We start from the raw sequence: 11,904 nt of genomic DNA, 5'->3' as shown, positions 1-11,904 counted from the left end.
GGTTGAAGACGTCTACAACGGTTCCCCCCGCCGCGTCAGCAGCCAGGGTTCGACGACCCCGAGGCCGCGCACCGGGCGCTGCCACATCGGCTGGAGCACGAAGCGGTACGCCGGCGGCTCCTCACCCTCCTTCTCCGCCGCCTCGGCCTCCTGGGCCGCCTGTGCCTCCGAGGCCGGCGCGTCCCCGGTGCGGATCAGCTCCTGCGCGAAGGCCGAGTCGACGAGGACGGCGTCGCGCGGAGCTATCGAGGTGAGCCGGGAGGCCAGGTTGACGGTGGTGCCGAAGACATCGCCCATCCGGGTGGTGACCGTGCCGAAGGCCATGCCGACCCGCAGCTCCGGCATCGTCTCGTCACCCGACATGGTCTCGATCAGCCGCAGCGCGATCTCGGCGGCCGTACCGGCGTCGTCGGCGGCGTACAGCACCTCGTCGCCCAGGGTCTTGACCAGGCGTCCGCCGCGGGCGGCGATCAGGTCGGCGGCGGTGGTCTCGAAGGCCTCGACCAGCTCGCCGAGTTCCTCCTCCTCCATCCGGCGGGTCAGCCGGGTGAAGCCGACCAGGTCGGCGAAGCCGACGGCCAGGCGCCGGTCGACCATCTCCTCGTCGTCGGTGGCCTGCACGACCCGCCCGGCCGACGCGGCGAGCTGGCGCCGCCAGACGTAGACGAGGAACTCCTCCAGCTCCGGCAGCAGCAGCTCGACGATCGGATACGTGACCTCGGTGCGGGTCATCCCCGGCTCCGGCGGCTCGGTCAGCCCCTCCAGGAAGGAGTCCATCTGCCACTCGGCCAGCCGGGCGGTGGTCTGCCCGGTGGACCGGGCCACCTGCACGGCCATCGCCTCGCTGAGCAGCCCGGCCTCCACCAGTCCGGCCAGCCGCCGCAGGGCCAGTACGTCGGCCTCGGTGAGCGCCTTGGCCTGCCCGATGTCGGCGAAGCCCATGGCCCGCCAGAAACGGGAGGCCAGTTCCATGGAGACGCCCGCGCTGCGGGCGGCCTGGAAGGGGGTGTAGCGGCGCCCGGCGCCCAGGATGAGCTGTTCCAGACGGAGCGCGAGCGGGTCGTCGCCGGGTTCGGCGGAGTCCACCTCGCCGTCCCCGTCCGTGCCGGAGCCCGTGTCGTCGACGGTCACGCCTGCTGCCTTCCGATCTGCCGCGGTCAGATATCGACCGGGCCCAACTTTACGACAGCTGTGGGCCAGCTCACTCCCGCAAGCCGTCGGCGCACAGGCCGCGCACACTCACGCGGGCCGCAGGTGGACGATGTCCCCCGCGCCGACCGGCGCGCGCACCCCGTCCTCGGTGGCGAGCACCAGCCGTCCGTCGCCGTCCACCGCCACCGCCTCGCCGGCCAGGTCGGTGCCGCCCGGCAGCTCGGCCCGTACGGTGCGGCCGAGCGTCGCGCATCCGGCGGCGTACGCCTCCTGGAGCCCCGAGGGGCCCGGATCGCCGCCGGCCGCGCGCCAGCGCCCGTACCACTCCTCCAGCGACCGCAGCACGGCGCGCAGCAGGGGGTCGCGGTCGGTGCTGATCGCGCCGGCCAGGGCGAGCGAGCCGGCGTGCGGGACCGGCAGCTCATCGGCGCGCAGGGTGACGTTGACGCCGATGCCGACGACCACGCCGTCGCCGGCCCGTTCCGCGAGGATGCCGCCGGCCTTGCGTTCCTCGCCGCCGACGGTGACGAGGAGGTCGTTGGGCCACTTCAGGGCGGTGTCGACGCCGGCCGCGCGGGACAGGCCGGTGGCCACCGCGACGCCGGTGAGCAGCGGCAGCCAGCCCCAGCGGGCGACCGGGACCTCGGCGGGCGTCAGCAGGACGGAGCAGAACAGGCCCGAGCGGGCCGGTGCGGTCCACCGCCGGTCCAGGCGGCCCCGGGCGGCGTGCTGCTCCTCCGCGACCAGGACGGTGCCCTCCGTCGCCCGGCCGGCGGCGGCCCGCGCCACCAGGTCGGAGTTGGTGGAGCCGGTGCGCTGCACGACGTCCACCTCGCGCCACAGCCCGCCCGGCCGCACCAGGCCGCGCCGCAGGGCGGTGGCGTTCAGGGGCGGCCGGTCCAGGTCGGACCACCGGCTGCGGCTGCGGTCTGCGTCATCTCGCGGAGTCATGCAAGCCACCCTAGGTGTGGCAAACGCCGCACTGCCGATCGGTAGGCGCCCCACTACGCTGCGATGAACAACCGACCGCTCATTTGACCAGGCAGGGAGCCCCATCCCGATGTCCGAGCCGGAAGGGCAGCAGCCCGACATCCACACGACCGCGGGCAAGCTCGCGGACCTGCGACGCCGTGTCGACGAGGCGACGCACGCCGGTTCGCAGCGTGCCGTCGAGAAGCAGCACGCCAAAGGCAAGCTGACGGCCCGTGAGCGGATCGCCCTGCTCCTCGACGAGGACAGCTTCGTCGAGCTGGACGAGTTCGCCCGGCACCGTTCCACCAACTTCGGCCTGGCGGACAACCGCCCCTACGGCGACGGCGTCGTCACCGGTTACGGCACGGTCGACGGCCGCCCGGTCGCCGTCTTCTCCCAGGACTTCACCGTCTTCGGCGGCGCGCTCGGCGAGACGTACGGCCAGAAGATCTGCAAGGTGATGGACTTCGCGCTGAAGACCGGCTGCCCGGTCATCGGCATCAACGACTCCGGCGGCGCCCGCATCCAGGAGGGCGTGGCCTCGCTCGGCGCGTACGGCGAGATCTTCCGCCGCAACACCCACGCCAGCGGTGTCATCCCGCAGATCTCGCTGGTCGTCGGCCCCTGCGCGGGCGGCGCGGTGTACTCCCCGGCGATCACCGACTTCACCGTCATGGTCGACCAGACGTCCCACATGTTCATCACCGGCCCCGACGTGATCAGGACGGTGACCGGCGAGGACGTCGGCTTCGAGGAGCTGGGCGGCGCCCGCACCCACAACACCGCCTCCGGCGTGGCCCACCACATGGCCGGCGACGAGAAGGACGCCATCGAGTACGTCAAGCAGCTGCTGTCGTACCTGCCGTCCAACAACCTCTCCGAGCCGCCCGCCTTCCCCGAGGAGGCCGACCTCACGGTCACCGACGAGGACCGCGAGCTGGACGTCATCGTCCCGGACTCCGCCAACCAGCCCTACGACATGCACGCGGTCGTGGAGCACGTCCTCGACGACGCGGAGTTCTTCGAGACGCAGGCGATGTACGCGCCGAACATCCTCACCGGCTTCGGCCGCGTCGAGGGCCGCCCGGTCGGGATCGTCGCCAACCAGCCGATGCAGTTCGCCGGGTGCCTGGACATCACCGCGAGCGAGAAGGCGGCCCGCTTCGTCCGCACCTGCGACGCCTTCAACGTGCCCGTCCTGACCTTCGTCGACGTCCCCGGCTTCCTGCCCGGCGTCGGCCAGGAGCACGACGGCATCATCCGGCGCGGCGCCAAGCTGATCTACGCCTACGCGGAGGCGACGGTCCCGCTGATCACCGTCATCACCCGCAAGGCGTTCGGCGGCGCCTACGACGTGATGGGCTCCAAGCACCTGGGCGCCGACCTCAACCTGGCCTGGCCCACCGCCCAGATCGCCGTGATGGGCGCGCAGGGCGCCGTCAACATCCTGCACCGGCGCGCCATCGCCGACGCCGACGACCCCGAGGCCACCCGGGCCCGGCTGATGCGGGAGTACGAGGACACCCTCCTCAACCCCTACACCGCCGCCGAGCGCGGCTACGTCGACGCCGTGATCATGCCGTCCGACACCCGCGCCCACGTCGTCCGCGGCCTGCGCCAGCTCCGCACCAAGCGCGAGTCCCTCCCGCCGAAGAAGCACGGCAACATCCCCCTCTGAGCCCTGTAAGGAGCCGCTGTGACCATCAAGGTCATACGGGGCAACCCGTCCCCGGAGGAACTGGCCGCCGCCCTGGCGGTGGTCAGGGCCCGCGCCGCGACGCCGGCCCCCGAACCGCCCCCGGAGCCGACGGCCGACGCCTGGTCCGACCCGTCCCGCATAGCGAGGACCAGGCTCCCCCACCCGGGCCCGGCTGCCTGGACACGCACCTACTGGCCATAGACGCCATAGACCCAGGGGCGCGGGGCTGTATCGATGTGCGGCTCCGTCGCGTGGGCGCACAGAGCCGATGCCGAGGGCGCCGATTTGAGTACCCCTACTCAGGCGCCCTCCCCGCCCAGGCCCCACGCTGGTGGCATGCTCTGGTCCGACCCCGACGACAAGCCCCCCAAGGAACTGCGCGACGCGCAGGCCATGCTCCGGCGGCTCGGTCTGCTCATGGCCCTGGCCATGATCGCGGCGATGATCGTGATCTACACGAGGTGAGCCGGAGGCCCCCGCGTGACTAACCTGACCGCATGACTGATCAGCCCCGCCGCCGACTCGTCCTCGCCTCCCAGTCCCCCGCCCGGCTGGGCCTGCTGCGCCAAGCCGGACTCACCCCCGAGGTGATCGTCAGCGGTGTCGACGAGGACGCCGTCACCGCCCCCACCCCGGCCGAGCTGGCTCTCGCCCTCGCCGAGGCCAAGGCGTCCGTGGTGGCCGCCCGGCCGGAGGTGCACGGCGCCCTGGTGATCGGCTGCGACTCGGTCCTCGACCTGGACGGCCGGGCCCTCGGCAAGCCCGCCGACGCCGAGGAGGCCACCGCCCGCTGGAAGGCGATGCGCGGCCGGGCGGGCACCCTGCAGACCGGGCACTGCGTCTGGGACACGGCCACCGGCCGCCACACCTCCGCCACCGCCTCCACCGTCGTCCGCTTCGGCGACCCCAGCGACGAGGAGATCGCCGCCTACGTCGCCTCCGGCGAGCCGCTGCACGTCGCCGGGGCGTTCACCCTGGACGGCCGCTCGGCGCCGTTCGTCGACGGCATCGAGGGCGACCACGGCAATGTGATCGGCCTCAGCCTGCCGCTGCTGCGCAGGCTCCTCGCGGAACTGGGCGTCGGCATCACGGAGTTGTGGGCGCCGGCGGAGAGCTGACCCGGTCGCGGGGTTCCTCGGGCGCGTCGTGGGTCATCAGCAGCAGCACGACCAGCCCGAGGACCAGGACCATGAGGACGAAGGCCGCCGGTCCCACCAGCCCCCAGCAGAGGGCGCCGAGCAGCCCGTGCACCACGGCCGCGCTGATCAGCAGGGCCCGGCCGAGGCCGGCCGGCGGGCGGTCGCGCACCGCCACCAGCAGGGCGACCAGGCCGCACAGGGCGAAGTAGAGCCCGAAGACGAGACCGCCGGTCTTCGCGGAGACCGCCATCGCGCCCGCGTCCAGGCCGGCCAGGGACATCTCCTGCCGGTCGACGACGACCCCCAGGAACCAGTTGAGCGCCGCGACGCCGAGCGCCTCGGCGAAGAACACGACCGCCACCGCCCACGCCACCGGCCTGCGCACCATCGCGATCGCCACCCTCACCCGGAGTACGTTCGGTACTTCGCGGACGCTACCGGGGGTCCCCCCAGCCCGTTAAGGGCCTGGGGGAGGGTAAAACCAGGGGCAAGAGTCGTGTCGGCGGCAAAGAATCATTGGTCCATTCGTAGGGACTCGACAAAGAAACGGAGTGGGGCGCAGCACGCTCTCACAGAGACCTTGACCACATCGGGCGGCTAGGGTTTGCCGGAGGAGTCCGCCGCACCCTGATGCGACAAGGGCTTTCGCGGGTCGAGCAAGCCTCGCATCACACTCCGTGTGGGCAAGCTCACCACTGGGGACGGGTCGAAGGCCCGTGTCGGCAGTCCCTAAACTCGGCTTGTTTCAAGGAGGGAGCCTCAATCGTGCGCAAGGTGCTCATCGCCAACCGTGGCGAAATCGCTGTCCGCGTGGCCCGGGCCTGCCGGGACGCCGGGATCGCGAGCGTGGCCGTCTACGCCGACCCGGACCGGGACGCTCTGCATGTCCGCGCCGCGGATGAGGCGTTCGCCCTGGGCGGTGACACTCCGGCGAGCAGCTACCTGGACATCGGGAAGGTGCTGAAGGCTGCGCGCGAGTCCGGCGCGGACGCCGTCCACCCCGGCTACGGTTTTCTCTCGGAGAACGCCGAGTTCGCCCAGGCCGTCCTCGACGCGGACCTGATCTGGATCGGCCCGCCGCCGCAGGCCATCCGCGACCTCGGTGACAAGGTCGCCGCCCGGCACATCGCCCAGCGCGCCGGTGCCCCGCTGGTCGCCGGTACGCCCGACCCGGTGAGCGGGGCCGACGAGGTCGTCGCGTTCGCCGAGGAGCACGGTCTGCCGATCGCCATCAAGGCGGCCTTCGGCGGCGGCGGACGCGGCCTGAAGGTGGCCCGCACGCTCGAAGAGGTCCCGGAGCTGTACGACTCGGCGGTCCGCGAGGCCGTGGCGGCGTTCGGGCGCGGCGAGTGCTTCGTAGAGCGCTACCTGGACAAGCCCCGGCACGTGGAGACCCAGTGCCTGGCCGACCAGCACGGCAACGTGGTCGTCGTCTCCACCCGTGACTGCTCCCTCCAGCGCCGGCACCAGAAGCTGGTCGAGGAGGCCCCGGCGCCGTTCCTCTCCCAGGACCAGCTCGACCAGCTGTACTCCGCCTCCAAGGCGATCCTGAAGGAGGCCGGCTACGTCGGCGCCGGCACGGTCGAGTTCCTGGTCGGCCTGGACGGCACGATCTCCTTCCTGGAGGTCAACACCCGGCTCCAGGTGGAGCACCCGGTGACCGAGGAGGTCGCCGGCATCGACCTGGTCCGCGAGATGTTCCGCATCGCCGACGGCGAGGAGCTGGGCTACGGCGACCCGGTGCTGCGCGGCCACTCCTTCGAGTTCCGGATCAACGGCGAGGACCCGGGGCGCAACTTCCTCCCGGCGCCCGGCACCGTCACCACCTTCGCCCCGCCGTCCGGTCCCGGTGTCCGGCTGGACGCGGGCGTGGAGTCCGGCTCGGTCATCGGCCCGGCGTGGGACTCCCTGCTCGCCAAGCTGATCGTCACCGGCCGCACCCGCAAGGAGGCGCTGGAGCGGGCCTCCCGCGCCCTGGAGGAGTTCCAGGTCGAGGGCATGGCGACGGCCATCCCGTTCCACCGCGCGGTCGTCAGGGACCCGGCGTTCGCGCCGGAGCTGACCGGCTCCACCGACCCGTTCACGGTCCACACCCGCTGGATCGAGACCGAGTTCGTCAACGAGATCAAGCCCTTCGCGGCCGGTGCCGGCGCGGACACCGACGAGGAGACGGCCGGCCGCGAGACGGTCGTCGTCGAGGTCGGCGGCAAGCGCCTGGAGGTCTCCCTGCCGTCGTCCCTGGGCATGTCCCTGGCCCGTACGGGGCTTGCGGCGGGCGCCAAGCCCAAGCGCCGGGCGGCGAAGAAGTCCGGCCCGGCGGCCTCCGGCGACACCCTCGCCTCGCCCATGCAGGGCACCATCGTGAAGGTCGCGGTGGAGGAGGGCCAGGAGGTCAAGGAGGGCGACCTGATCGTCGTCCTGGAGGCCATGAAGATGGAACAGCCCCTCAACGCCCACAAGTCCGGCACCGTCAAGGGCCTGGGCGCCGAGGTCGGCGCGTCGGTCACGTCCGGTGCGGCGATCTGCGAGATCAAGGACTGACGGCACGGCACGCACCCGGGCGCCCGGTGGACCGCAACGGCCGGTCCGCCGGGCGCCCTGTCGTGGGACGCCTTGTCGTGCGACGCGACGGACCTCACCTCGGGGTCAGGGGCGTATGACGCGACGGCCTCGCCCCGAGGTCCGGGGCGTATGTGACGCGACGGCCTCACCCCGAGGTCCGAGGCGTACAACCCGACGGACCTCACCCCGGAAGCCGGGGGGGGCGTGCGACCCACGCACCTCACCGGAGTCCGGGCGGCTCAGCGCCGCCGCAGGTCGGCGACCCGGGCCCGCTGTTCCGCCCCGGCGCCCTGGTCCAGCGACGCGGCCGTACGCAGTCCCGGACCCGCCCCGGGGACCTGGCGGCGCGGGCCGGGCAGGGGCACGTCCCGGCGCTGCTGGCGCGCCGGACCGGCCTCATCCCCCGGGCCTGGCCGGCCCGCCGCTCCCCCCGAGGCACCGGCCACGGCGATCTGTACGCCCTGGTCGGCGAGGGCCTGGAGTTCGGCGCCCGCGCGGTCGTCCTGACCGGGCGGCTCGTCCGTCACCAGGCGGGTGATCTCCTCCGTGGACACGGTCTGGAACATGGTGTCGGTGCCCAGCTTGGTGTGGTCGGCCAGGACGACGACCTCGGCGGCGGCCTGCACCAGCGCCCGGTCGACGGAGGCCGACAGCATGTTGGAGGTGGACAGCCCCCGCTCGGCGGTCAGCCCACTGCCCGAGATGAAGGCCTTGGAGACCCGCAGCCCCTGGAGGGACTGCTCGGCGCCGCTGCCGACGAGGGCGTAGTTGGACCCTCTCAGCGTGCCGCCGGTCATCACGACCTCCACCCGGTTGGCGTGGGCGAGCGCCTGGGCGACCAGCAGGGAGTTGGTGACCACGGTCAGGCCGGGCACCCGGGCGAGCCGGCGGGCCAGCTCCTGGGTGGTGGTTCCCGCCCCCACCACGATGGCCTCGCCCTCCTCGACGAGGCCCGCGGCGAGATCGGCGATGGCCGTCTTCTCGGCGGTCGCGAGATGGGACTTCTGCGGGAAGCCGGACTCCCGCGTGAAACCGCCCGGCAGTACCGCACCGCCGTGCCGGCGGTCGAGGAGTCCTTCTGCCTCCAGCGCGCGCACGTCCCGCCGTACGGTCACTTCGGAGGTCTGGACGACGCGGGCGAGCTCACGGAGCGACACGGCCCCGTTCGCTCGCACCATTTCGAGGATCAATTGGCGACGTTCTGCAGCGAACACGAAACTGACAGTAACCCCAGCGACCGTCTGCTTTCAGCAGTTTGCGCCGAATAACAGAAGTTGTTCGCACTGCGCCACTGGAAGTGGTATAAGCCCGCGACCGGCCCTGTGACCAGCGGTGACCAGCGGGTAATCGCTCCGCAGGTCAGCCCTCCGCGCCGCTCTTCCGGGTGTGCAACTGCCGTGCCACCTCGGCGATCGAGCCCGAAAGCGACGGGTACACGGTGAAGGCGTTCGCGATCTGTTCGACCGTCAGATTGTTGTCGACCGCGATCGAGATGGGGTGGATCAGTTCCGAGGCGCGCGGCGCGACCACCACACCGCCGACCACGATCCCGGTGCCCGGCCGGCAGAAGAGCTTGACGAAGCCGTCCCGGATGCCCTGCATCTTGGCGCGCGGGTTGCGCAGCAGCGGCAGCTTGACGACGCGGGCGTCGATCTTCCCGGCGTCGACGTCGGCCTGCGTGTAGCCGACCGTGGCGATCTCGGGGTCGGTGAAGACGTTGGAGGAGACGGTCTTCAGGTTCAGCGGGGTGACCGCGTCGCCCAGGAAGTGGTACATGGCGATCCGGCCCTGCATGGCTGCGACCGACGCCAGCGCGAAGACGCCGGTCACGTCACCGGCGGCGTACACGCCCGGCGCGGAGGTCCTGGAGACCTTGTCGGTCTTGATGTGCCCGGAGTCCTTGAGCGTGACCCCGGCCTCCTCCAGGCCCATGCCCTCGGTGTTGGGGATGGCGCCGACGGCCATCAGACAGTGCGAGCCGGTGATGACCCGGCCGTCGGCGAGGGTGACCTCGACCCGGTCGCCGACCCGTTTGGCGGACTGGGCGCGCGAGCGGGCCATGACGTTCATGCCGCGCCGCCGGAAGACGTCCTCCAGGACGGCGGCGGCGTCCGGGTCCTCGCCGGGCAGCACCCGGTCGCGGGAGGAGACGAGGGTGACCCGGGAGCCGAGCGCCTGGTAGGCGCCGGCGAACTCGGCGCCGGTGACGCCCGACCCGACCACGATGAGCTCCTCGGGCAGCTCGTCGAGGTCGTAGACCTGGGTCCAGTTGAGGATGCGCTCGCCGTCCGGGCGGGCGTCCGGCAGCTCCCGAGGATGCCCGCCGGTCGCGATCAGCACCGCGTCCGCGGTCAGCGTCTCCTCGCTGCCGTCGGCGGCGCGCACCACGACCTTGCGCGACCCGTCGAGGGCCTGCATGCCCTCCAGGCGCCCGCGCCCGCGCATGACGCGCGCTCCGGCGCGCGTCACGGAGGCGGTGATGTCGTGCGACTGGGCGAGCGCGAGGCGCTTCACGCGCCGGTTGACCTTGCCGAGGTCCACGCCCACGACCCGGGCGGCCTGCTCGATGTGGGGGGTGTCGTCGGCGACGATGATGCCCAGCTCCTCGTAGGAGGAGTCGAAGGTGGTCATCACCTCGGCCGTGGCGATCAGGGTCTTCGACGGCACGCAGTCGGTCAGTACCGACGCCCCGCCCAGACCGTCGCAGTCGACGACGGTCACCTCCGCGCCGAGCTGCGCGGCGACCAGCGCCGCTTCGTATCCGCCGGGTCCGCCACCGATGATCACGATCCGAGTCACGTACTCCATTGTCCCGCACGCTTCAACGGCACACCGCCCGGGGGCCCCGCCCGATGCGCCCCCGTTATCCGGAACACCCCGTACCCTCTCCCCATGTCGCTCTACGCCGCGTACGCCGGCAACCTCGACGCGCGGCTGATGTCCCGCCGCGCCCCCCACTCGCCGCTGCGCGCCACCGGCTGGCTGAACGGGTGGCGGCTGACCTTCGGGGGCGAGCGGCTCGGCTGGGAGGGCGCGCTGGCCACGCTTGTCGAGGACCCGCTCTGCCAGGTCTTCGTCGCGCTGTACGACATCGCCCCGATGGACGAGGACGCGCTCGACCGCTGGGAGGGCGCGGGCCTGGACATCTACCGCCGCACCCGGGTCCGGGCCCACACCCTGGACGGCGAGGAGGGCGCCTGGACCTACGTCCTCAACGCCTACGAGGGCGGCCTGCCCTCGGCTCGCTATCTGGGCGAACTGGCCGACGCCGCGGAGTCGGCGGGGGCGCCGCACGACTACGTGATGGAACTGCGCAAGCGGCCGTGCTGACGCCGGTCCCCTCGGCGGGTGCCACGTCAGAAACGACAGCGCAACAATCGGAAACCGGCCGACCTCATCATCTACGCGCGTAGGCCCGGACCGGCTACCCTCGTCCGCGTGAACGCATCTCTTCTTCCGGACGACATCCAGGGCGACCCTTACGCCGCCGCCGACGCCGCCGCGGCCCGCCTGCGCGAGCTCACGGGCGCCGAGACCCACGACGTCGCCCTCGTGATGGGCTCCGGCTGGGCCCCGGCGGTGGACGCCCTGGGCGCCCCCGAGGCCGAGCTCCCGGTCACCGACCTGCCCGGGTTCCCGCCGCCGGCGGTCGAGGGCCACGGCGGCAAGATCCGCTCGTACCGCATCGGCGACCGCCGCGCCCTGGTCTTCCTGGGCCGCACCCACTACTACGAGGGTCACGGCGTCGCCTCCGTCGCGCACGGCGTGCGGACCGCCGTCTCGGCCGGCGCGAAGACGGTCATCCTGACCAACGGCTGCGGCGGTCTGCGCGAGGGCATGCGCCCCGGCCAGCCGGTCCTGATCAGCGACCACATCAACCTCACGGCGACCTCCCCCATCGTCGGGGCGAACTTCGTGGACCTCACCGACCTGTACTCGCCGCGGCTGCGGGCGCTGTGCAAGGAGGTCGACGCGACGCTGGAGGAGGGCGTGTACGCCCAGTTCCCCGGCCCGCACTACGAGACGCCTGCGGAGATCCGGATGGCCCGGGTGATCGGGGCGGACCTGGTGGGCATGTCGACGGTCCTGGAGGCCATCGCGGCGCGGGAGGCGGGGGCGGAGGTGCTGGGGATCTCCCTGGTGACGAACCTCGCCGCGGGGATGACCGGGGAGCCGCTGAACCATGAGGAAGTACTCCAGGCCGGGCGGGATTCGGCGGCGCGGATGGGGTCGCTGCTGACGCAGGTGCTGGGTCGGCTCTAGGGCCTGTCGTTTGGATCAGGACGCAGGACACCGGCGGGACTTGTCCATGCCGGTGAGCGGGGTCTGGTGCGTGCAGCTGCAAGGCGGAGGAGGGAGTCGACGCGATGGGGGTCCCCC

The 11,904-nt window shown here is 72.3% G+C and carries 12 protein-coding genes; 7 read left to right on the top strand and 5 right to left on the bottom strand.

All coding sequences use genetic code 11. From position 1 onward, the window contains the following. Positions 1 to 12 precede the first annotated feature (12 nt). Together J7I94_RS01430 and J7I94_RS01425 are read right to left on the bottom strand one after the other, a co-directional pair. Positions 13 to 1,131 (bottom strand): adenylate/guanylate cyclase domain-containing protein, encoded by a 1,119-nt coding sequence (locus J7I94_RS01430; RefSeq protein ID WP_215164583.1) that lies wholly within the window; start codon positions 1,129 to 1,131, stop codon positions 13 to 15. A 108-nt stretch (positions 1,132 to 1,239) separates the two neighbouring features. Next, positions 1,240 to 2,103 (bottom strand): biotin--[acetyl-CoA-carboxylase] ligase, encoded by an 864-nt coding sequence (locus J7I94_RS01425; protein WP_215164582.1) that lies wholly within the window; start codon positions 2,101 to 2,103, stop codon positions 1,240 to 1,242. 109 nt (positions 2,104 to 2,212) lie between these two features. Between J7I94_RS01425 and J7I94_RS01420 the strand changes: the two genes are divergently transcribed. From J7I94_RS01420 to J7I94_RS01410, 4 genes are all read left to right on the top strand, one after another. After that, on the top strand, positions 2,213 to 3,802 hold the full coding sequence (locus J7I94_RS01420; RefSeq protein WP_215164581.1) for an acyl-CoA carboxylase subunit beta: 1,590 nt from the start codon (positions 2,213 to 2,215) through the stop codon (positions 3,800 to 3,802). An 18-nt stretch (positions 3,803 to 3,820) separates the two neighbouring features. Next, a complete protein-coding gene (locus J7I94_RS01415) occupies positions 3,821 to 4,024 on the top strand; it encodes an acyl-CoA carboxylase epsilon subunit (protein WP_215164580.1) in 204 nt (67 codons plus the stop codon). Positions 4,025 to 4,159: 135 nt separating this feature from the next. Then, positions 4,160 to 4,288, top strand: coding sequence for a morphogenic membrane protein MmpB (gene mmpB, locus J7I94_RS38930; RefSeq protein ID WP_285442377.1), 129 nt, complete (start codon positions 4,160 to 4,162; stop codon positions 4,286 to 4,288). A gap of 32 nt (positions 4,289 to 4,320) precedes the next feature. Then, positions 4,321 to 4,941 carry a nucleoside triphosphate pyrophosphatase gene (locus tag J7I94_RS01410; RefSeq protein WP_215164579.1) on the top strand — a complete coding sequence of 207 codons (621 nt, stop codon included), beginning with the start codon at positions 4,321 to 4,323 and terminating at the stop codon, positions 4,939 to 4,941. Here J7I94_RS01410 and J7I94_RS01405 read toward each other — a convergent pair. Next, positions 4,910 to 5,350 (bottom strand): hypothetical protein, encoded by a 441-nt coding sequence (locus J7I94_RS01405; RefSeq protein WP_215164673.1) that lies wholly within the window; start codon positions 5,348 to 5,350, stop codon positions 4,910 to 4,912. The genes J7I94_RS01410 and J7I94_RS01405 overlap by 32 nt on opposite strands. 377 nt (positions 5,351 to 5,727) lie before the next feature. Here J7I94_RS01405 and J7I94_RS01400 point away from each other — a divergent pair, with 377 nt between their 5' ends. After that, positions 5,728 to 7,503, top strand: coding sequence for a biotin carboxylase N-terminal domain-containing protein (locus tag J7I94_RS01400; RefSeq protein ID WP_215164578.1), 1,776 nt, complete (start codon positions 5,728 to 5,730; stop codon positions 7,501 to 7,503). A 260-nt stretch (positions 7,504 to 7,763) separates the two neighbouring features. Here J7I94_RS01400 and J7I94_RS01395 read toward each other — a convergent pair whose 3' ends face one another. After that, a complete protein-coding gene (locus J7I94_RS01395; protein WP_215164577.1) occupies positions 7,764 to 8,738 on the bottom strand; it encodes a DeoR/GlpR family DNA-binding transcription regulator in 975 nt (324 codons plus the stop codon). A gap of 145 nt (positions 8,739 to 8,883) precedes the next feature. Beyond that, positions 8,884 to 10,332 carry an NAD(P)H-quinone dehydrogenase gene (locus tag J7I94_RS01390; RefSeq protein ID WP_215164576.1) on the bottom strand — a complete coding sequence of 483 codons (1,449 nt, stop codon included), beginning with the start codon at positions 10,330 to 10,332 and terminating at the stop codon, positions 8,884 to 8,886. Between the two features lie 84 nt (positions 10,333 to 10,416). Between J7I94_RS01390 and J7I94_RS01385 the strand changes: the two genes are divergently transcribed. Continuing rightward, positions 10,417 to 10,854 (top strand): gamma-glutamylcyclotransferase, encoded by a 438-nt coding sequence (locus tag J7I94_RS01385; RefSeq protein ID WP_215164575.1) that lies wholly within the window; start codon positions 10,417 to 10,419, stop codon positions 10,852 to 10,854. Positions 10,855 to 10,962: 108 nt separating this feature from the next. After that, a complete protein-coding gene (locus J7I94_RS01380) occupies positions 10,963 to 11,787 on the top strand; it encodes a purine-nucleoside phosphorylase (protein ID WP_215164574.1) in 825 nt (274 codons plus the stop codon). Positions 11,788 to 11,904 lie beyond the last annotated feature (117 nt).

This window comes from Streptomyces sp. ISL-12 (assembly GCF_018614415.1).
Taxonomy (GTDB): domain Bacteria; phylum Actinomycetota; class Actinomycetes; order Streptomycetales; family Streptomycetaceae; genus Streptomyces.
This window is presented reverse-complemented; position numbering and strand designations above follow the sequence as displayed.